Below are 18,750 nucleotides of genomic sequence, written 5' to 3' on the forward strand. Positions count from 1 at the left end.
GGCCCGCTCGCGCGCCGGCTGCCGGGGGCCGCGTCACGGGAGGTCGTCGGTCGGCGGGTCGGCCTCGTAGACGTGGGGGGTGTCGGAGTCCCACTCGACGAACTCCATGCCGCCGAGGACCGCCTCGTCGGGGTCGGGCATGCCGGCGCGCCGCAGGAACTCGATGACGTCCTCGTCCGAGCGGGCCACCCCGAGGGACTCCTCCCCTCCGGCGGTCCGCAGGGTCACCTGGCGGCCTCCCGACGGGAAGATCCGGTGCACGACAACGGGTGCGTGATGCATACCACCAGCCTCGCCCCCGCGGCAGGACCCGGCATCCCGGGCGCTCAGGGGGTGCGGCCGACCGCCGGGACCGTGGCCGGGACGCGGAAGGCCGAGGGCTCGGGGTAGGTCGCCCGCTCGGCCCGCACGACCTCCTCCACCTCCTCCTTGAAGGACGGGTCGAAGAGGTCGACGCCGAGCAGCAGCCGCAGCCCGCGCAGCGTCGGGTCGAGCAGCGGGCGGGCCATGCGGGAGCCGCCGCCGCGGATCGCGGCGAAACCCGCCCGCGCCGCTTCCGCCCTCCCGCCCAGGCGGTCGTCGAGTCCCGCGGTGCGGTAGCCGGCGATCAGCGCGAGCTCGGTGAGGAAGCGGCGGGCTCCCAGGGCCATCTCCTCGGCGCCTTGGAGCGTCTGCACCGGGCCGCCCGCCACGTTGAACTCCTCGCTGGTCCGTTTGGGACCGCGCGCCTGGTAGACGGCGAGTGCTTCTTCGAAGAGCCGGCCGGCCTCGTCGACCGCTCTCATGGCCGTCACCAGCCGGTCGTTGCCGATGTCGCTGCCGATCTCGCGCTCCACGCTGCCTCCTGGTCCGGAACCGTTCTGGACAGACCGTAGGAGGCAATACCTCCGCTACGGAACACCCGTGCGGTTGCGAGATCTTCACGGTTCCCGACTCCCCACGCCCTCTTGCGAGTTGAGAGGGGAGCTATCGACAATGCGCATGACAACCGAAGGATCTTCGGTCGCATTTGTCCTCAGAGGGGAACCCCCACAATGAACAAGCCTCTCGCCGGCGCCTTATTCTCCCTGCTCCTCGTGGGAGCGGCGGGCGCCCCGGCCGTGGCCGCACCGGCCGCACCGGCCGTCGCGGTCAACTTCGCGGGAACCGTGGCGCTCAGCAACTGTTCCGGCTCCGTCGTCCGCGCTCCCTCCTCCCAGCCGAACGACCCCGCGCTCGTCCTGTCCAACGGCCACTGCCTGGAGACCGGCTTCCCGGCGGCCGGCGAGGTCATCAAGGACCAGCCGTCCACCCGCTCCTTCTCCCTGCTCAACGCGTCCGGTTCGAAGGTCGGGACACTGCGGGCGAGCAAGGTCTCGTACGCGACGATGACCGACACGGACGTCTCGATCTACCAGCTGACCAAGACGTACGCGCAGATCCAGAGCCAGTACGGCATCACCGCACTCACCCTCAACGACACCCACCCCGTGCAGGGTTCGTCGATCAAGGTGGTCTCGGGCTACTGGAAGCGGACGTACAGCTGCAACGTGGACGGCTTCGCCTACCGCCTCAAGGAGGGCGAGTGGACCTGGAAGGACTCGGTCCGCTACACCTCCTCCTGCAACACCATCGGCGGCACCTCCGGCTCACCGGTGATCGACACGTCGACCGGCAAGGTCGTCGCCGTCAACAACACGGGCAACGAGGACGGCGGCCGGTGCACGGACAACAACCCGTGCGAGGTGGACGAGAGCGGCAACGTGACCGTTCGCCAGGGCATCAACTACGCCCAGGAGACCTACATCATCGTCCCCTGCATAGCCCCCGGTAACAAGATCGACCTGAGCCGCCCGGGCTGCGTCCTGCCCAAGCCGTAAGCCTTGCCCGCCGCCCGGCCCACCCGCGGCCGGGCGGCGGCCACCCGGGCCGCACTCGGCCGAACCGCCCCCGGGCCGGGCCCCGGACAGGGATACTCGGACGCGTGGAACTGCACATCGATCACCGCTGGCTGCTGGAGCGGCAGGAGGCGCTGTTCAAGGACGTGGCGGTGGCCGACCACTCCGCGCTGGTCGCCGCCGTGGCCCGGCACCGGGTGAACACGCCCAGCCTGGACGTGGACAGCCCCGACGCGTACTGGCGCGCGGCCGCCCTCCTCGAGGCGATCGTCCTGCTGCGCCCGCTGCCCGAGGCCAACGAGTACTTCGGCTACGGGGTGGCCGTCGCGTACATCGAGGCCTCCGGCAAGGCCGTGGACGCCTCGTACGAGCAGTGGCGCGACCTCATCACCGACCTCCGCACGCTGCGCGTGACGGTCTTCGACGCGGCCGACCGGCTGCGCTCCTGGCAGCCGGCGTAGACCGTAAGCCGCAAGCCCGTAAGCCCGTAAGCCCGTGAGCCCGTGAATCCCCGAGCACGCAGGGCCCGGCTGCTCAGCGCTTGCGCGGGGCGGGGGTGGTGCCCACCAGGAGTGCGTCGGTGACGAGCCGGGCGCCGCGGGCGAGGCGCCCCAGCTGTTCGAGCTCCACCGCATACATCCGGATCGTGTTCTCTATGACGGATTCGGCGACGCCCATCATGGGCAGTTCGGCCCGGCTGGTCTGGAGGGCGACCCGGACCGCGCGCATCTCGTGCTGCAGCTGGAGCTGTACGTGCCGCGCCAGGAGCGCGTGGTGGCGGGTCAGGGTCAGGTAACTGCCGTAGCGGGCCGGGAGCAGGTCCCGCAGCCATCGTGTGGCCGAGCGTTCCCAGTCGTGGGTCCCGGGCGCCTTGACCTGCAAGGGCCAGTCCGGGCTGCGGGTGATGGTGGCCGTCTGCGGCATTCTCGTCACTTCCGAGTGGTGTCGAACTCTGATCGAGATGGTGCTGGGGGCGGCCTCGGCCCAGGGGTTGACCGAGGCCGCCATGGGCGCTCTGCGGGATCCGAAAGCCTGGACTCGACCCGCGGCCGCGACGTGAGGAGGTTCGTCGTGCCGCGCGTGTGTTCGGGAGGGCATGGGGTCGCCCTCCTTGGCATCTGGTGGATCCGGAACGCCGCCGTCAGTAAACATATATACCGTCGAGTAAGCAAGAGAATGAAAAATTTCATGCATCTCGGAGGCTGAATATCTCCCTCGGGAACAGCGGGTCGGATATGCCCTACAGGAAGAAACCGTGCTGGTCAGCGACCTGCTCGTAGCTCTCCAGACGCGACTGCGTCCGCTCCGGGTCGGCGTCGGCCATGGCCTGAAGCAGTGCGGCCGAGAGCATCCCGGGCGCCGCGTATGAGTCGAAGACCAGCCGCGATCCGGTCCCCGCGGTCAGGGTCACGTCCGCCTCGTCCACGAGCGGCCCCAGCGTCGGGTCCGTGATCAGGACGACGCGCAGCCCCGTACTGCGGGCGGCCCGGATGGCGGCCAGGGTCTCCTTGGCGTGCCGCGGCATGGCGAAGGCCAGGACCCAGGTCCCGCCGGCCGCCTTGGACTGCAGGAGCGCGTCGAAGGCGACGCTGCCGCCGCGCGTCACGAGGCGCACGTCGGGGTGGATGCGCCGGGCCGCGTAGGCGAAGTACTCGGCGAGGGAGACCGAGATGCGCAGCCCGAGGACGGTCAGAGGCACCGAGGCGGCCAGCTCGCGGCCGATGTCCAGCACCTGGTTGGTGTCGGCGAGCAGCCGGCGTACGTGCTCCAGGTTCTCGATCTCGGCGTCGACGGCCGCCTGGAGTTCGTTGCGGCGGATCTGCTCGCGGGAGTCGGGGGATCCGGCGACGGCGCTCAGCGCGATCGGCTGGAGCACGTCCCGCAGCGCGGGGTATCCGCTGAACCCGAGGGAGGCGGCGAAGCGGGTCACGGAGGGCTGGCTCACGCCGACCCGTTCGGCGAGCTCGGTGATCGAGAGGAACGCGGCCTCGGTGAGGTGGTCGATCAGGTACTGGGCGATGCGGCGCTGGCCCGGGGAGAGGCGGCGGCCGTCGAACAGCGCGAGGAGCCGGTCGGCCGGGGGGCGGGCCTCTTCCGACGACTGGCTGCCGCTCGGGGTGATCGCAGCCGCCTGTGCGCGTGCCTGCTGGCCCGATGACACCGGAGGGCCTCCTTCTCATGTCACTCGGGATCAAACATAGCTCACCCCCTGTGGCCGACGAAGATCAGTCCTGGGCGCGGGAGGTCACCGGAGCGTCGGTCCGGTCGCCGAGGAACTCGTACCAGCGGCGCTGCAGGCACAGGTAGCGGGTGTCCGCTTCGGCCAGGTCGAGGAAGGAGGCGGTGGTCGCGGTCAGCCGCTCCCCCAGGCCCCGGTCGGCGAGCGCGCCGTCCTCGTCGAAGGCGTGGTGGGCGGTCGCGAGGCTGAACATGTCGGGGTAGACGCGGGCCCCGAGGTGTTCGAGCGGGATGCGCAGCGCCCACAGGCCGCGGTTGCCGCCGACCATGGACGGGGAGGCGGAGACCAGCAGGGTCTGCTTGTCCTTGAAGGGCTGGGGGCGGAAGCGGGAGACCCAGTCGATGGCGTTCTTCACCACGCCGGGGACCGACGCGTTGTACTCGGGCGAGGCGATCACCAGCGCCTGGGCGGCCTCGATCCGGTCGCGCAGGGCGACCGCGCCCATCGGCAGCCCCTCGTCGGCCTCGGCGTCGCCGTCGTACGGAGGCATCGGGAAGTCGCCGAGCGTCGCCGGGTCGGCGATGGCCCCGGCCCCGACGACCAGGCGCGCGACGAGGGCGGCCAGGCGGGCGTTGACCGATCCGGTGCGTGAGGACCCGGACAGGACGAGGACGCGCAGGGAGGACCGGGCGTGCCCGTCGGCATGCGGGCGGGCCGGGTCGGCGGGGAAGGTCTCGTGGTCGGGCGGGGTCATACCGTCTCCTCGGGGGGTGTCGCGCCGATCAGGCCGGACCGGCGAACGGCGGCTCACGCGGCGGGACCCGCACACGCAGGTGTGCGGGTCCCGTCCGGGCCGCCCGTGTCACGTCGCGGGGGGCTTCTCCCAGCGGTAGAACTCGTGGGCCATGGCGTCCTTCGGACTGCGCCAGGTCTCCGGGTTGTGCGGACTGATGTAGGCGGTGAGCCGCTCGCTGAGGCTGCGGAACTCCGGGTGATCGGTGACCTTCGCGATGGCGGGGCCGGGCGGCCGGTCCGACTCGATCAGGTGCATGTACACGTCGCCGAACTGGAAGAGGCTGCGGCGGGTGACCCCGACCAGGTGCGGGAGTTCGCCCGCGTCCGAGTCGGCGAAGAGTTCGGCGATGTCGGGGGCCGATCCCGGCGCCATACGGGCGACGATGAGAGCGCGGTGCGGGGAGTGCATCCGGGGTGCTTGCCTTTCGTTTCAGACTCGGGTGGCGGCGGGGGTGCGGTTCTCGCGTTCGCGCTGCTCGATCTTGTCGCGGATGAGCGCCATCTGGATCGGGGAGTTGCGGTTGATGTTGTCGGTCATCCACGCGTCGTCGACCGGCGCGTCCGGCTTCATCGCGAAGTCCTGGGTCCACTTCATCCGGGTGCCGCCGGGCACCTTGAAGTACTGCCAGTGGATGTCCATGTGGGCGAAGGGGCCGGTCTCCACGCGCCGGGCGCGGACCGTGAGGCTCTTGCGGTCCACGGTCCGCTCCGAGACCCAGCTCCACACCTTGCCGTTCTCGTCGGGGTGCATGGTGAGGCGGAAGCGGGTGGTGTCGCCCTGCTGGTCGAGGATCTCCAGCGACGCGTATTCGCTGAAGAGCTGCGGCCAGTTGGGGAGGTCGTTGGTCATCTCCCACACGACGTCCACGGGTGCGTTGACGGTGATCTCGTTCTCGGTGTGTCCTGGCATGTCACGCTCCGGTCATGAGGCTGTTGTTGACGAGGTCGAGGAACTCGCGGGGGGTCTTGCAGCGGTCGGCGTCGGTGGGCAGCGCCCTGCCGCGCCGGTTCTCCAGCTCCCCGACGATGCCGAGCAGGCCCAGTGAGTCGAGGCCGTAGTCGTCGAAGGCCACGTCGGGACGGCTCGCCAGCTCGGCGGGGTCGACGGTGATGCCGGCGCTCTTCATCAGGGCCGCCAGCTCCTCCAGGGTCAGTCGGTCGGACATGTGGGTTCTCTCTTCCTACGAGGGGCCGTGGGGCCTTGACGTGTCCCGCTACACGGCCGCGGCGGGGCCCTTGCGCAGGACGAGCGCCGAGTTGGAGCCCATCCGGCCGCGGCTCAGCACGAGCGCGGTGCGCAGCTCCGACGGGCGGGCGGCGCCGGTCACCACGTCGAGGTCGTGGCACACGTCGAAGACGTTCGGGGTCGGCGGGACGATGCCGTGCTCCAGTGCCAGGACCGCGGCCGCGGTGTCCAGGGCGGGCGCCGCGCAGTACGCCCGTCCGGTACCGGACTTGGGCGCCGTGACCGCCACCTTGTGCCCGTGTGCGCCGAGCGCGGCGGCGATGGCCGCCGCCTCGGCCGTGTCGGCCTCGGCCGTGCCCAGGGCGTCCGCGAAGACCACGTCGACGTCCTCGGGTGCGCAGCCGGCTTCCCGCAGGGCGCCCCGGATCGCGTGGGCCAGTCCCTCGCCCGAGGCGTCCGGCCGCTGCGTGCCGCTGAAGGTCGCGGCGTGGCCGGCCAGTACGGCGCGGATCGGGGCGCCGCGCCGGCGGGCCGCCGTCTCGTCCTCGACGACGAACATCGCGCCGCCCTCTGCGGGGACGTACCCGCAGGCATCGGCGGTGAACGGCCGGTAGGCCCGCGCCGGGTCCTCCCGCAGGCTCAGGCCCTCGTACTCCAGCTGGCAGACGATGGAGTACGGCGCGAGGGGCGCCTCCGTCGCCCCCGCCAGCATCGCCCGGCTGCCCTGGCGGATGGCCCGGACCGCGTGCGCGAACGCGTCCAGCCCGCCCGCCTCGTCGCTCGCGACGACCCCGCACGGGCCTTTGAGGCCGCGGCGGATGGAGATCTGGCCGGTGCTCGCGGCGTAGAACCAGGCGATGGACTGGTACGGGCCCACGTAGCGGGGGCCCTGCTCCCAGAGGTGCTGCAGTTCGCGCTGCCCGAACTCACCGCCGCCGGAGCCGGCCGCGGTGACGACACCGAAGGAGAAGGGGTCGTCCGCGTAGTCGGCCTGCCCGAGCCGGGCGTCCTCCAGGGCGAGGTCGGCCGCGGCGAGGGCGTGGTGGGTGAAGCGGTCCGTCTGGACGAGGAAGCGGTCCTCGACCATGGTTCCGGGGTCAAAGCCCCGCACCTCGCCCGCGACCCGCAGCGGCAGGTGTTCGCAGCCCGCCCGGGTGACCCGGTCGAGCACGCTCGTGCCCGACTGGGTGGCCTTCCAGAAGGCTTCGGCGCCGACGCCGTTGGGCGCGACGACCCCGATGCCCGTGATGACCGTACGGCTGGTCACGAGACCTCCTCCTTCGGCCGGGTCATGACCACGGCGGACTGGAATCCGCCGAAGCCGCTGCCGACCGAGAGCACGTTGCGCAGTGTGCGGCTGCGGGCGGTGCGGGGCACGTAGTCCAGGTCGCATTCGGGGTCGGGCGTCTCGTAGTTCGCCGTCGGCGGTACGACCTGGTGGGTCATGGCGAGCACGCAGGCCGCCAGTTCGATCGCCCCGATGGCGCCGAGGGAGTGACCCACCATGGACTTGATGGAGGTCATCGGCGTCTTGTAGGCGTGGTCGCCCAGGACCCGCTTGACCGCCGCCGTTTCGTGGCGGTCGTTCTGCTTGGTTCCCGAGCCGTGCGCGTTGACGTAGTCGATCTCGCCGGCGTTGGTCCGGGCCTGGTCCAGGGCCGTTTCGATGGCCCGGGCCATCTCGAGGCCCTCGGCGGTCAGCCCGGTCATGTGGTGGGCGTTGCCGAAGGTGGCGTAGCCCCCGATCTCGCAGTAGACGGTCGCACCGCGGGCGCGGGCGTGTTCCAGCTCTTCGAGTACGAGGACGGCTCCGCCTTCGCCGAGGACGAACCCGTCCCGGTCGGCGTCGAAGGGGCGGGAGGCGTGGGCCGGGTCGTCGTTGTTCGGCGAGGTCGCCTTGATGGCGTCGAAGCAGGCCACCGTGATCGGCGATATGGGTGAGTCCGAGGCGCCGGCGATGCACACGTCCATCCGGCCCTCGGCTATGGAGTGCACGGCGTACCCGATGGCGTCCAGGCCCGAGGTGCAGCCGGTGGACACTGTCTGTACGGGGCCGCGCGCTCCCGTCTGCTCCGCGACGGCGGAGGCCAGGGTGGCGGGCGTGAAGGCCCGGTGGAGGTAGGGCCCGGCGAACTTCTCGTCGACGTCCCACCAGGCGCCGGACTGGCTCACGGCGACGTAGTCGTGCTCCAGGCGGGTGGTGCCGCCGACGGCGGTGCCGAGGGAGACTCCGGTGCGCCAGGCGTCGTCGGTGGTGAGGTCGAGTCCGGCGTCGAGCAGGGCCTCTCGGGCGGCGACGAGGGCGAACTGGATGTAGCGGTCCGCCCGGGCCGTCTCGGCCGCGCCGAGGCCGTGCGCGGCGGGGTCGAAGTCCACCTCCGCGGCTATCCGGGAGCGGAACCCGGCCGGGTCGAAGAGGGTGATGCCGCGTGTCGCCGTACGGCCGTTGGACAGCAGGTCCCAGAAGGCCGAGACGCCGATCCCGCCGGGCGCGACGACCCCGACGCCGGTGACGGCCACCCGCCGGCCGGTCACGAGACCGCTCCGGTGCGGTCGGGGGGCTGCGCCCAGGCGGTGCTCTCCGGGTGCGGGGCCTCCTCGGTGTCGACGTGGCCGAGTTCGGGCCGGGGGGCGAGGGGGCCCAGGTGGAAGACCATGCGGGCCTCGGTGTCCCCGGTGTTGCGGAACCGGTGGCGCACGTTGAGGGGTACCAGCAGCCCCTGGTCGACGCGCAGCGGATGGGTCTCGCCGTCGAGGTCGACCTCCAGCCGGCCGGCGACCACGTACACGAACTCCTCGGAGTACGGGTGGTAGTGCTCGGCGATGGACTCCCCGGGGGCCATGATCGCCATGCCCATGAAGCCGCTGGTGGACCCCACCGAGGTCGGGGTGAGCACGGCCCGGAGGTCGCCACCGCGCCGGCGGTTGGGCGGCGTCTCGCTGAGGTCGACGATGCGTGGGCGCTGTCTGGTCATGGCGGGTTCCTCCTGGCGGTGGGAAGCCTGGACGGGGCTGGGGGGTGGGGGACGGGGCGAGGGGACCGGGGGATCAGGACTCGGCGGGTGCCCGGCGGTCGGTGATCAGCTTCATGGTGTGGTGCGCGGCGCCGGCGCGCTCGCCGTGTTCGGCCATCAGGCGTCGGAGCACGGCCGCCTTGCGCGGACCCGCGACGCCGAAGGCCGTCTCGGGCTCGGTCTCGAGGGGTCCGCGCACGTCGATCAGGCGGACGACGATGTCGTCGCGCTGGAAGATGCTGCTGCTCCGAACGGGGCCGGCGGGCCGGGCGGCGGCGGCCTCGTCCTGGCGGGCCAGGAACCTGGCGAGCGCGGTGCCGCAGCCGGGCTTGGCCGGGTAGAAGTACGCGTGGCGGTGCACGTCGGCGGATTCCGGTTCCGGTGCGGCGATGTGGTGGACCGCCGGGACCGCGGCGCGCATGAAGAACATCCGGGCGGACTCGGGGTCGTTGAGGTTCCGGTCCTGTTCCAGGTACGGGTTGATGGCCTCTTCGACGGCGCGCACCTCGGGCTGTTCGGAGACGTGGCGCAGGGCCGCCATCAGGTCGCCCTGGACCTCCACGGTCCGTACGACGCGGTTGCCGTGCATGAACAGCGAGGTGCGGCACAGCCGGGTGTGGTCGTCGACGCGGGCCGCCGGGGAGGCGTAGTCGGAGAGGATGGCCGCGACCTGCTTCTCGCTGCCCGGCTTTACGGTGAAGGTGAGGGCGTGGCGGACGATGCCCGCGCCCAGCCGCGGGGCGGGCTGGAGCCGTGCGGAGGCCGGCCGCGCCGCCTGGTCGTAGCCGCGCCCGGTTTCGCGCAGGACGGTGAACTTGAGCGGGCGCATGGCGCGGGCACAGGCGCCCAGCGGCTTGACCTGTTCCGCGTGGTGCTCGCTGTTGACCCATGCGAGGTACTGCGGGGCGCTCTCCCACTCGCTGGTGATGAGCCACTGCGAGGGGTTCTCGAAGGACTGGCACAACTGGTCGCTGATGTGGCCCGGGATCGACGCGATGTCGTTGCGGAGCTTTTCGTACGCCTCGAAGAACTGCTGCTGGGTTCCCTCGTGGAGGTCCATCAGCAGGACGACCCGGAGCATGGAGCCGTCGAAGGCTGACTGCGACACCCGTTCGGACAGGGTGGTTGTCATCTACTCACTCCTTCATGAGGGGGTGGAGATCCATCGCGTACGGACCCCTCGTCCGTCACCGGTGGCGTCCGCCCGGGCCGGCGGCCGTCTCGGTCGGGAACGGCGGGGCCGGCGCATCTCAGGGGGAGCCGCTGTCGCTCATCGTCATCCGGGTGGGCGGGTACCGCTACATGTCAGGATCAAGCGGGTGACAACCGGCGAATCAACCGGGCCTCATCGACGATCGGGGGCATAAAGAGTCCACTGCCCCACACAGAAAACAGGAGCCCGCAGCTGATGGAAGACAACGCCGATGTTCGCGTACCGGTTCTCGTCGTGGGCGGCTCCCTCGTGGGCCTGTCCACCTCGCTTTTCCTGAGCCGCCACGGAGTGAGGCACCTGCTGGTCGAGAAGCACTCCGGCACTTCCCCGCACCCGCGGGGGCGCGGAATCAACGCACGCACCATGGAGCTCTTCCGCACGGCAGGGGCCGAGCACGCGATCCGCGGGGCGGCGTCCGTACTGGAGGGCAACCAGGGCATTCTGCAGGCCGAGTCCCTGACCGGCGGCAGGCACAACTGGCTGATCAAGTCGATCGACCCGTCGGGCGCGCTGCGCCGGTTCAGCCCGACCGGCTGGTGCCTGTGCAGCCAGAACAACATCGAGCCGGTGCTGGCCGCGCAGAGCGGCGCACAGGGCGCCGACGTCCGGTTCTCGACCGAGCTGATGAGTTTCGACCAGGACGCGGCGGGAGTGAGCGCCGTGGTCAAGGACCGCGAGACGGGCGTGCACACCACGGTGCGCGCCGACTTCCTGATCGCGGCGGACGGGCCGCGCAGCCCCGTGCGGGAGCAACTGGGCATCCCCCAGACGGGCAACGGCGAGCTGTTCCACAACGTGAGCGTCACCTTCCGCTCCCGGCGGCTTCCCGAGGTGCTGGGTGATCTGCGCTTCATCGTCTGCTACCTGATGCGGCCGGGGGCGGACGGGGCCCTGCTGCCGGTGGACAACGGCACGCAGTGGGTCTTCCACGCCCCCTGGCACCCCGAGCGGGGCGAGACCCTGGAGGACTTCACGGACGAGCGCTGCGTGGACCAGATCCGCGAGGCGATCGGGGTCCCCGACCTGGATGTGGAGATCGGCGGCAAGGCTCCGTGGCACGCCGCCGAACGGGTGGCGGAGCGGTTTTCGGCCGGACGGGTGTTCCTCGCGGGCGACGCGGCCCACGAGATGTCACCGACCGGCGCCTTCGGCTCGAACACGGGCATTCAGGACGGGCACAACCTGGCGTGGAAGATCGCCGCGGTGCTGGACGGCTCGGCCGGCATCGGGCTGCTCGACACCTACGAGGCGGAGCGGCTTCCGGTGGCCAGGGCCACGAGCGAGCGCGCCTCGGCCCGTTCGGCGGAGCACAGCCACCCGGGGTACGCGCCGCCGCCCACGATGGGCGGCGGACCGGGCAGCGGGGTGCTCACCACGGCGATGGGCTACTGCTACCCGCAGGGCGCGGTCGTCGGCGGCGATCCGTCCCGTCCGGTCATCCCGGAGACGCTGCGGCTGACGGGCGACACCGGCACCCGGGCCCCGCACATGTGGCTGACCGGGGCCGGGGCGGGCACCGCAGCCCGCGCCGGAGCGGGAGCCGGTGGGCGGATCTCGACCCTCGACCTCTACGAGCGCTCGTTCGTGCTGCTCAGCGGTGTGGGGACGCCCTGGCAGGAGGCGGCGCGGCAGGTGGCCGGGCAGCTGTCCGCGCGGCTGGACGCCTACACCATCGGCTCCGGGCCGGGCGCCGCGCTCCTCCAGGAGGAGGGCGCCGACTGGGCCGAGACCCACGCGATCGATCCCGCGGGCTGTGTGCTCGTACGCCCGGACGGGTTCGTGGCGTGGCGCTCGGAGGGCGCCGTGGCCGATCCCCGGGCGACGCTGCTCGAGGTCCTCTCCACGGTGCTCCGCCGGACGTGACCCCTTCACTCCCCCACCCGCCGGCCGGGCGCGCGGCCGGCGGCAGGGGTTCAGCGACAGGTACGGCCACGGACTCGGGGGCGGCCTCAGCGACAGGCCCAGCAGCCCGCCCAACAGCCGGCCGGCGGGCCGGCGGGGCGCCGGCGGCCGTGCCCCGGCCCGCCTTCCGCCGTTTCGCGGGCCGTCCCGGTGACGCGGCGTGCACAACAGGCCACCACGACCGCGATCGCGGCCAGTTCCTCGGGGGCGGCATGGCCCTTCTCGACACGCAGCAGGCTCGATATCGGTACGTCGTTCTGCATCGGCACGGCCTCTCGTACGGGGGCAGCGCGTGCGCCCGGCCGCGGCGCGAGGGATCGACCGTCCCGCCGCCCGCGCGGGCCGCGCTCAGGTGGCTCGGCGCGCCCCGGGGGCGTGAGCCGCGGATGCGCACCGGCCGTCGGATTCCTGTCGGACCACCAGGACTCCTGACGCGACCGACGCTACAAGCGCCGGGTGGACCCGGCACGTTGGGACGGTGCGGGTGCGCTCGGCCGCTCCCGGCCGCGGCGCGCCACCGGGGCCGGCCGTGACCGGCCGCGAAGCCCTGCTCTGCCGGGGCTGCGCGGGCCGGCTCTACGCGGTGTGCACCACCGACCGCGGCGGCCGCGGCAGCACGGTCGGCGAGTGGGAGGTCGACCACGAGATGCCGGCGCCGTGCCCGCTCTCCGGGCTGCTGCCGCTCACCGGAAGGGCGGCCTCGGTGTACGACCTCCCGGGCGCGCAGGAGGTCATCGGCCGGCCGCCGAACTGAGCAGGGCGGGCTGGGCCGTACGGGTGAGGGAGCGGCGGTCAGGGTGACCGGCGGGGGGGTCCGGCGGGGTTCCGGCGGGGCGGAGCACGGGGCCCCGGCGGCCGGCGAACGTCCGGCCGCCGGCCGGCCGCCGGCGAGCGACCGGGGGACGCACGGCGGGCGGTCCGCGATCCGGTCCGGAGCCATCGGCGACCGTTCAAGGTCCGAACTCCCCAGGCCCGTCCGCCCCTTCCCGGTTCCATCTCTTGACGCCCGCGGGAGCGGGGAGCACAGTGGCCGGCGGCGCCGTGTGAGAGCGCTCTCAAACGGTGCACTCCCCCGACTCCCCGGCCGAGAGGGCCCCCATGCGCGAGACATCCGCCGAGACGTCCGGCAGGAAACGACCGACCGTCCGACGGGCCGTGACGGCTGCGATCAGCACGATCGCCGTGGTCGCGGCCGCAGCCGCGGCCGTCACCCTGCCCGCGAGCGCCGCGGCTCCCCCCACCCCGTCCGGCTGGTCCCAGGTGTTCCTGGACGACTTCAACGGGCCTGCGGGATCCGGCGTGAACACCGCCGACTGGCAGTACACCACCGGCACCGGCTACCCCGGCGGCCCGGGCGGCTTCGGCACCGGCGAGATCGAGACCATGACCGCCGACCCCGCCAACGTCTCCCTCGACGGTGCGGGCAACCTGCGCATCACCCCGCGGCGGGACGCCGCCGGGAAGTGGACCTCCGGGCGCGTCGAGACCAGGCGGTCCGACTTCCAGCCCCCGGCGGGCGGCACCCTGCGCACCGAGGCGCGCATCCGGATGCCGGACGTCACGGGCCCCGCCGCCAAGGGCTACTGGCCGGCGTTCTGGATGCTCGGGGCTCCGTACCGGGGCAACTGGTGGAACTGGCCCGGCATCGGCGAGCTGGACATCATGGAGAACGTCCAGGGCCTCGACAAGGTCTGGGCCACCATGCACTGCGGCACGAGTCCGGGCGGTCCCTGCAACGAGACGTCCGGCATCGGCGGACAGCGCGCCTGCCCGGGCACCGGCTGCCAGAGCGGCTTCCACACCTACGCCGTCGAGTGGGACCGGTCGACGGCCGTCGAGGAGATGCGCTTCTCCGTCGACGGGATCACCTTCCACACCGTACGGGCCGACCAGGTGGACGCCGCGACCTGGACCGCTACCACGAACCACGGCTACTTCATCATCCTCAACGTGGCCATGGGCGGCGGGTTCCCCGACGCTTTCGGCGGCGGGCCCGACGCGGGCACCGAGCCCGGCCATCCGATGGTCGTCGACTACGTGTCGGTCCTGCGGTCGGCCGGAGGCACGACCCCGCCCACGACTCCCCCGACGACGCCGCCCACCACTCCCCCCACGACGCCTCCGCCCGGCCACCGCGACGCGTACTCCCCGATCCAGGCCGAGTCCTACGACGGCCAGGCGGGCGTGGTGAAGGAGACCACCTCCGACACCGGCGGCGGCCAGGACATCGGCACGATCGGCAACGGCGACTGGGCCCTGTACGAGGGCGTCGACTTCGGCTCCACCGCCGCGCGTCAGTTCTACGGACGCGTCGCCTCCGGCGCCCCGGCCGGGGTCGGCGGACTCGTCGAGGTCCGGCTCGACAGCCGCACCGGCCCGCCGATCGGCAGTTTCTCCGTGGCGAACACGGGCGGCTGGCAGAGCTGGCGGACGGTACCGGCGAACATCGGCGGCGTCACCGGCACGCACGACGTGTACCTGACCTTCACCAGCGGCCAGAGCTCCGACTACGTGAACGTCAACTGGTTCGACTTCGGCCACTGACCGGACGCGCGAGAACGCTCCGGCTGGTGAGGGACCCGCATCCCCGGGAACGCTCCGCGTCTCCCGGGGACGGGCTACCCTGCTGCCCAGTTGGAAGGAGCGCCCGTTGCCCGTACAGCGTCCCGGGAACCGCCCCACCCTGGAGGCGGTGGCAGAGCGCGCCGGGGTGTCCCGGGCCACCGCGTCCCGCGTCGTCAACGGCGGTGACGGGGTCCGCGCGCACCTGGCGGACAAGGTGCGCGAGGCCGTCCGGGACCTGGGGTACGTGCCCAACCCCGCCGCCCGCACGCTGGTGACCCGGCGCACGGACGCCGTCGCGGTGATCATCGCCGAGCCGGAGGTCCGGGTCTTCTCGGATCCCTTCTTTTCCCGCCAGGTGCGCGGGATCAGCAAGGAACTGACCGCGCACGACACCCAGTTGGTGCTGCTGCTGGCGGAGGACCGCGGGGACTACGACCGCATCGGGCGCTACCTGGCGGGCGGCCACGTGGACGGAGCGCTCGCCTTCTCCCTGCACACCGACGATCCGCTGCCCGCGATCACCCGCCGGCTCGGCATGCCCACCGTCTACGGCGGCCGCCCGGGGTGGACCACCCCCGGGGAGGCGGAGGGCGTGACGTACGTGGACGCGGACAACCGCGGCGGGGCCCGTGCGGCCGTACGGTACCTGCTGGAGCGGGGGCGCGAGCGGATCGCGCACATCGCGGGGCCGCTCGACCAGACCTCGGCGGCCGACCGGCTCAGCGGCTACCGCGACGTCCTGCCGGCGGCCGATCCCGCGCTGGTCGTGGAGGGGGACTTCACCGTGGCGGGCGGAGCCCGCGCGATGGCCGAACTGCTGGGCCGCGGCGACGGCGTCGACGCGGTGTTCGCCGCCAACGACCTGATGGCCACGGGCGCGTTGCGGGTGCTGCGGGAGGCCGGTCGCGCGGTACCGGCGGACGTGGCGGTGGTCGGCTTCGACGACGCGGAACCGGTGGCCGAATGCGCCGATCCGCCCCTGACGACCGTACGCCAGGACATCGAGGGAATGGGCCGGCTGATGGCGCGGCTGCTGCTTCACACCCTGAGCGGGGACGGGGACGGCGGCACCACGGCCGGACCGGTGATCACCGCCACGGAACTGGTGCGGCGCGCTTCGGCCTGAAGCCGGGACCGGGACCGGGACCTGGCCGGCCGGATGTGCACGGGCCGGCGCGCCGGAACCCGTGGTGACGGGTCCCGGCGCGCCGGATCCTTGCCGAGCCGGGGTCAGCGCCGCCCCGGGCACTGCTTCCAGGAGAAGTGGTACACGCTGTTGATGCTGCCGTCCGTCGAATCGAGCGCCATGAAGCTGGTCTTGTCCGGGTCGGAGGTTCCGACCTCGGCGCGCAGCTCGGTGTTGATGTTGAAGTTGCGCTGCTCGCCGCAGGGGGCGAAGACGAGGGCTTGGACGCCCGTGGTGTCGGTCGCCTGCCAGTTGTCGTCGAGCGCGCCCGTGAACCTGTGGGTGCGCTGCGCGGTCTGGCTCATGCCCTGGAAGTAGTAGCCGGCCTTCTGGGTTCCGATCGCGCCCTCCTGCAGGCTGCCGAAGCCGCGGTAGTCGACCTGGGCCACCGCGTAGGTGTAGCCCTGGGGTACGTGGACGACGAGGGAGAGGAGACAGTTCTTGCGGCCTTCGGTGGCGGGGGCGCCGCCGCCCGCCTCGGCCAGGTACTCGCTGTAGGTGACGGTGAAGGCCGTGTTGTCCGGGGAGACGGCCACGGCGGCGCTGCCCGGACGGCAGCCCGAGCCGTTGACGGAGGCGACGTCCACGGTCACCTGGTCGGAGGGAGCCTTGACGGCGGGGGCCGAGGCGGTGGCCCCGGCCGACGGGGAGAGCGTGACGAGAGCTGCGGTCACGGCTGCTGCGGTGAATCCGCTACGGAGCGACTTGATCACGAGGACATGGATAGCCCTCCGCTGCGGCTCGGGGCGGCCGACGGGTGCGCGTACTCACCTCTATGGCCGCAGCGGTTCACCGCAGAAACGATTATTCGCCTCATATCGGACGCCCGAATGGCGCCACCTCGCACCGACCTCGGTGCGAAAGATCCGCTTTCTCCTAATATCGGCGCAATGAGGAGTCCCCTGCCCCGCGCCCATCGCTCCGCCGTCCTGTCGGCCTGGGCGATCGCCGCCGCCGTGGGCCTCGCGGCGGTGAGCCCGGCACCGGCCCTCGCCGGTACCCCGGCCGTCGCAGACGCCCTGACCGTCGCAGACGCCCTGACCGTCGCAGACGCCCCGGCCCTCTCCGGTGCCCCGCGCGCCGCGGGCCGCCACACCGAGCCCGTCGGCGGGCCGGAGCCGAAAGCCGACGCCGCCGAAGCCGCCGTGATCGGCGAGAACCACGCCCGCGCGCACGCACGCCGGCGCGAGGCCGCCGAGGGCACCCGGTCCTACCCACAGGCGAAGCGCACGGCGAGCCTGGCCGCGCTCCGGGAGTCGCAGCTCACGACCAACGCCGGCCTGGCACCGGCGCAGTTCGGCCGGTTCACGGAGTTCTTCCCCTCGCCCGACTTCGGGGTGCACGTGGCCCTGCTGCCGACCGGCAAGGTGCTGCTCTTCTCCTTCGAGCGCGTGGAGGCCGACCCCACCAAGGAGACCGGGCCCACCAACACGGTCGGCGTGACGAACGCGGGCCGCGCCTACCTGTGGGACCCGGCACGGGGCACCGGGCCGGGCGCCTTCAAGAAGGTGGCCCCGCCGACGGTCCTGATGCCGGACGGCCGCTACGCGCCGCGCCCGGCGCCGTTCTTCTGCGCCGGGCACGCCTTCCTCCCCAACGGGATGGTCGGCGTCTTCGGCGGCAACGTCGGCGGCAAGGGCGGCAGCGGCGCCAAGCTGTCCTTCGTGTTCGACCCGTGGACCGAGCTCTGGTACCGCAACCGGGACATGGCCGTGGGCCGCTGGTACCCCTCGGCCGTGACGGGGGCGGACGGCCGCCAGATCATCATGTCGGGCCAGTCCGAACGCGGTACGGGCACCCCGACCCCGGTGGTGGAGCGCTTCCCCTCCCTCCGGCATCCCGTGCCCTGGCGCCCGTACGACATCCCGCTGGACCTCCCCTCACAGCGGCTCCGGACGGACGCCCCCTTCCGGAACGACTATCCGCACCTCTTCTCGCTGCGGGACGGGATGATCTACGGGCTCGGCCGCGACGCCGACCAGCAGTGGCTGTTCGACCCGGTCAAGGAGGTGCGCACGGACCTGCCCCGGCGGCCGGCCGACTTCCGCGGGTACGGCTCGGCGGTCCCCCTGCCGGCCGGGTTCCGGGGTCCGGACTCGGTGCTGGTGCTCGGCGGCGACCCGCGCGATCCGCTCACGTACCGGCTGTCCGGGGGCCGCTGGACCACCGAGGGGCCGCGCGCCTTCGGCCGGACCCAGGACGACACGCTGATCCTGCCCGACGGCACCCTGCTGACCGTCAACGGCGCCCTCGACACCCGGGATTACGGGAACGGACCGTTCAACCCGAAGGCCGATCCGAAGTACCGGCGGATCGAGCTGCGCGACGCGCGCGGGCACTGGCGGCTCGGCCCGGCCCAGCGGCTGCCGCGCGGCTACCACTCCAACGCCCTGGTCCTGCCCGACGGCCGGTTGCTGGTCACCGGGGACGAGCTGCAGCAGATCGCCAACGACCCCGACATCGGGGACGGGATGGACGGCAGCATCGAACTCTACGAGCCCGCCTACCTGCACCGGGGTCCGCGGCCGGCCCTCGACCGGGTGCCGGGCGGTGAACTCGCCTACGACACCGCGTTCCAGGTGTCGAGCACCACCCCCGGGGACGTCGCGCGCGCCGTACTGCTGGCGCCGACGACCGTGACCCACTCCGTGAACACCAGCCAGCGCCACCTGGAGCTCCGGCGCACCGGCGTGCACGGGGACACGATCGGGCTCCGGACGCCGCCGAGCGCGGCCGACGCCCCGCCGGGGTACTACATGCTGTTCCTGCTCGACGCGAAGGGCGTCCCCAGCACGGCGAAGTGGGTGAAGCTCGGGGTCCGCTGACCCCTGCG

21 protein-coding genes are annotated in these 18,750 nt (G+C 72.5%); 7 read left to right on the plus strand and 14 right to left on the minus strand.

Translation table 11 applies throughout. From position 1 onward, the window contains the following. Positions 1 to 33: 33 nt before the first annotated feature. A complete protein-coding gene (locus ACIP5M_RS10845; protein ID WP_401194728.1) occupies positions 34 to 282 on the minus strand; it encodes a hypothetical protein in 249 nt (82 codons plus the stop codon). Positions 283 to 326: 44 nt separating this feature from the next. Next, positions 327 to 836 (minus strand): hypothetical protein, encoded by a 510-nt coding sequence (locus ACIP5M_RS10850; RefSeq protein ID WP_401194731.1) that lies wholly within the window; start codon positions 834 to 836, stop codon positions 327 to 329. A 198-nt stretch (positions 837 to 1,034) separates the two neighbouring features. Between ACIP5M_RS10850 and ACIP5M_RS10855 the strand changes: the two genes are divergently transcribed. Both ACIP5M_RS10855 and ACIP5M_RS10860 read left to right on the plus strand, forming a co-directional pair. Beyond that, the gene (locus tag ACIP5M_RS10855) at positions 1,035 to 1,859 is read left to right on the plus strand and encodes a serine protease (RefSeq protein WP_401194734.1); all 825 of its coding nucleotides are present in this window, start codon (positions 1,035 to 1,037) and stop codon (positions 1,857 to 1,859) included. Between the two features lie 104 nt (positions 1,860 to 1,963). Then, a complete protein-coding gene (locus ACIP5M_RS10860; RefSeq protein WP_401194736.1) occupies positions 1,964 to 2,338 on the plus strand; it encodes a toxin Doc in 375 nt (124 codons plus the stop codon). Positions 2,339 to 2,411: 73 nt separating this feature from the next. Here ACIP5M_RS10860 and ACIP5M_RS10865 read toward each other — a convergent pair whose 3' ends face one another. From ACIP5M_RS10865 to ACIP5M_RS10910, 10 genes are all read right to left on the minus strand, one after another. Further along, the gene (locus ACIP5M_RS10865) at positions 2,412 to 2,801 is read right to left on the minus strand and encodes a hypothetical protein (protein ID WP_401195095.1); all 390 of its coding nucleotides are present in this window, start codon (positions 2,799 to 2,801) and stop codon (positions 2,412 to 2,414) included. 316 nt (positions 2,802 to 3,117) lie between these two features. Then, positions 3,118 to 4,038, minus strand: a complete 921-nt coding sequence (locus ACIP5M_RS10870; protein WP_401194737.1) for a MurR/RpiR family transcriptional regulator — start codon at positions 4,036 to 4,038, stop codon at positions 3,118 to 3,120. A gap of 64 nt (positions 4,039 to 4,102) precedes the next feature. Further along, entirely contained in the window at positions 4,103 to 4,810 is a 708-nt protein-coding gene (locus tag ACIP5M_RS10875; RefSeq protein WP_401194740.1) for an NADPH-dependent FMN reductase, read from the minus strand. A gap of 108 nt (positions 4,811 to 4,918) precedes the next feature. Then, the gene (locus ACIP5M_RS10880) at positions 4,919 to 5,260 is read right to left on the minus strand and encodes a TcmI family type II polyketide cyclase (protein WP_401194743.1); all 342 of its coding nucleotides are present in this window, start codon (positions 5,258 to 5,260) and stop codon (positions 4,919 to 4,921) included. A gap of 21 nt (positions 5,261 to 5,281) precedes the next feature. After that, entirely contained in the window at positions 5,282 to 5,761 is a 480-nt protein-coding gene (locus tag ACIP5M_RS10885; RefSeq protein ID WP_401194746.1) for an SRPBCC family protein, read from the minus strand. Between the two features lies 1 nt (position 5,762). Then, entirely contained in the window at positions 5,763 to 6,017 is a 255-nt protein-coding gene (locus ACIP5M_RS10890; RefSeq protein WP_401194749.1) for an acyl carrier protein, read from the minus strand. A gap of 48 nt (positions 6,018 to 6,065) precedes the next feature. Next, positions 6,066 to 7,304 (minus strand): beta-ketoacyl synthase N-terminal-like domain-containing protein, encoded by a 1,239-nt coding sequence (locus ACIP5M_RS10895; RefSeq protein ID WP_401194751.1) that lies wholly within the window; start codon positions 7,302 to 7,304, stop codon positions 6,066 to 6,068. Continuing rightward, entirely contained in the window at positions 7,301 to 8,572 is a 1,272-nt protein-coding gene (locus ACIP5M_RS10900) for a beta-ketoacyl-[acyl-carrier-protein] synthase family protein (RefSeq protein WP_401194753.1), read from the minus strand. Before ACIP5M_RS10900 ends, ACIP5M_RS10895 begins: the two co-directional genes overlap by 4 nt. Further along, positions 8,569 to 9,012 (minus strand): cupin domain-containing protein, encoded by a 444-nt coding sequence (locus ACIP5M_RS10905; protein ID WP_215020393.1) that lies wholly within the window; start codon positions 9,010 to 9,012, stop codon positions 8,569 to 8,571. The genes ACIP5M_RS10900 and ACIP5M_RS10905 overlap by 4 nt, the downstream gene beginning before the upstream one ends. 73 nt (positions 9,013 to 9,085) lie before the next feature. Next, a complete protein-coding gene (locus ACIP5M_RS10910; RefSeq protein WP_401194755.1) occupies positions 9,086 to 10,183 on the minus strand; it encodes a SchA/CurD-like domain-containing protein in 1,098 nt (365 codons plus the stop codon). A 276-nt stretch (positions 10,184 to 10,459) separates the two neighbouring features. Between ACIP5M_RS10910 and ACIP5M_RS10915 the strand changes: the two genes are divergently transcribed. Continuing rightward, entirely contained in the window at positions 10,460 to 12,127 is a 1,668-nt protein-coding gene (locus ACIP5M_RS10915; RefSeq protein ID WP_401194757.1) for an FAD-dependent oxidoreductase, read from the plus strand. Between the two features lie 86 nt (positions 12,128 to 12,213). Here the strand turns inward: ACIP5M_RS10915 and ACIP5M_RS10920 are convergent, their stop codons facing one another. Continuing rightward, the gene (locus ACIP5M_RS10920) at positions 12,214 to 12,429 is read right to left on the minus strand and encodes an acyl-CoA carboxylase subunit epsilon (RefSeq protein WP_401194758.1); all 216 of its coding nucleotides are present in this window, start codon (positions 12,427 to 12,429) and stop codon (positions 12,214 to 12,216) included. Between the two features lie 266 nt (positions 12,430 to 12,695). Here ACIP5M_RS10920 and ACIP5M_RS10925 point away from each other — a divergent pair, with 266 nt between their 5' ends. The 3 genes from ACIP5M_RS10925 (at position 12,696) to ACIP5M_RS10935 (ending at position 15,857) form a co-directional block, all read left to right on the plus strand. Further along, complete coding sequence (locus ACIP5M_RS10925) at positions 12,696 to 12,920, plus strand: hypothetical protein (RefSeq protein ID WP_401194761.1); 225 nt, start codon at positions 12,696 to 12,698, stop codon at positions 12,918 to 12,920. A 344-nt stretch (positions 12,921 to 13,264) separates the two neighbouring features. Further along, positions 13,265 to 14,710 carry a glycoside hydrolase family 16 protein gene (locus ACIP5M_RS10930; RefSeq protein WP_401194764.1) on the plus strand — a complete coding sequence of 482 codons (1,446 nt, stop codon included), beginning with the start codon at positions 13,265 to 13,267 and terminating at the stop codon, positions 14,708 to 14,710. Between the two features lie 106 nt (positions 14,711 to 14,816). Continuing rightward, complete coding sequence (locus tag ACIP5M_RS10935; protein ID WP_401194767.1) at positions 14,817 to 15,857, plus strand: LacI family DNA-binding transcriptional regulator; 1,041 nt, start codon at positions 14,817 to 14,819, stop codon at positions 15,855 to 15,857. A 104-nt stretch (positions 15,858 to 15,961) separates the two neighbouring features. Here ACIP5M_RS10935 and ACIP5M_RS10940 read toward each other — a convergent pair whose 3' ends face one another. Beyond that, on the minus strand, positions 15,962 to 16,591 hold the full coding sequence (locus ACIP5M_RS10940; RefSeq protein WP_401194769.1) for a DUF4360 domain-containing protein: 630 nt from the start codon (positions 16,589 to 16,591) through the stop codon (positions 15,962 to 15,964). Between the two features lie 216 nt (positions 16,592 to 16,807). Between ACIP5M_RS10940 and ACIP5M_RS10945 the strand changes: the two genes are divergently transcribed. Further along, positions 16,808 to 18,742 (plus strand): galactose oxidase-like domain-containing protein, encoded by a 1,935-nt coding sequence (locus ACIP5M_RS10945; RefSeq protein ID WP_401194771.1) that lies wholly within the window; start codon positions 16,808 to 16,810, stop codon positions 18,740 to 18,742. Positions 18,743 to 18,750: the final 8 nt, after the last annotated feature.

The organism is Streptomyces sp. NPDC088762 (assembly GCF_044750905.1).
Lineage (GTDB): Bacteria > Actinomycetota > Actinomycetes > Streptomycetales > Streptomycetaceae > Streptomyces.

What these genes read in the sequence shown, in the direction of transcription:
- ACIP5M_RS10845 (WP_401194728.1), bottom strand. Translation starts at nt 282, where the DNA reads ATGCATCACGCACCCGTTGTCGTGCACCGGATCTTCCCGTCGGGAGGC.
- ACIP5M_RS10855 (WP_401194734.1), top strand. Translation starts at nt 1,035, where the DNA reads ATGAACAAGCCTCTCGCCGGCGCCTTATTCTCCCTGCTCCTCGTGGGA.
- ACIP5M_RS10865 (WP_401195095.1), bottom strand. Translation starts at nt 2,801, where the DNA reads ATGCCGCAGACGGCCACCATCACCCGCAGCCCGGACTGGCCCTTGCAG.
- ACIP5M_RS10875 (WP_401194740.1), bottom strand. Translation starts at nt 4,810, where the DNA reads ATGACCCCGCCCGACCACGAGACCTTCCCCGCCGACCCGGCCCGCCCG.
- ACIP5M_RS10880 (WP_401194743.1), bottom strand. Translation starts at nt 5,260, where the DNA reads ATGCACTCCCCGCACCGCGCTCTCATCGTCGCCCGTATGGCGCCGGGA.
- ACIP5M_RS10885 (WP_401194746.1), bottom strand. Translation starts at nt 5,761, where the DNA reads ATGCCAGGACACACCGAGAACGAGATCACCGTCAACGCACCCGTGGAC.
- ACIP5M_RS10890 (WP_401194749.1), bottom strand. Translation starts at nt 6,017, where the DNA reads ATGTCCGACCGACTGACCCTGGAGGAGCTGGCGGCCCTGATGAAGAGC.
- ACIP5M_RS10905 (WP_215020393.1), bottom strand. Translation starts at nt 9,012, where the DNA reads ATGACCAGACAGCGCCCACGCATCGTCGACCTCAGCGAGACGCCGCCC.
- ACIP5M_RS10910 (WP_401194755.1), bottom strand. Translation starts at nt 10,183, where the DNA reads ATGACAACCACCCTGTCCGAACGGGTGTCGCAGTCAGCCTTCGACGGC.
- ACIP5M_RS10915 (WP_401194757.1), top strand. Translation starts at nt 10,460, where the DNA reads ATGGAAGACAACGCCGATGTTCGCGTACCGGTTCTCGTCGTGGGCGGC.
- ACIP5M_RS10920 (WP_401194758.1), bottom strand. Translation starts at nt 12,429, where the DNA reads ATGCAGAACGACGTACCGATATCGAGCCTGCTGCGTGTCGAGAAGGGC.
- ACIP5M_RS10930 (WP_401194764.1), top strand. Translation starts at nt 13,265, where the DNA reads ATGCGCGAGACATCCGCCGAGACGTCCGGCAGGAAACGACCGACCGTC.
- ACIP5M_RS10945 (WP_401194771.1), top strand. Translation starts at nt 16,808, where the DNA reads ATGAGGAGTCCCCTGCCCCGCGCCCATCGCTCCGCCGTCCTGTCGGCC.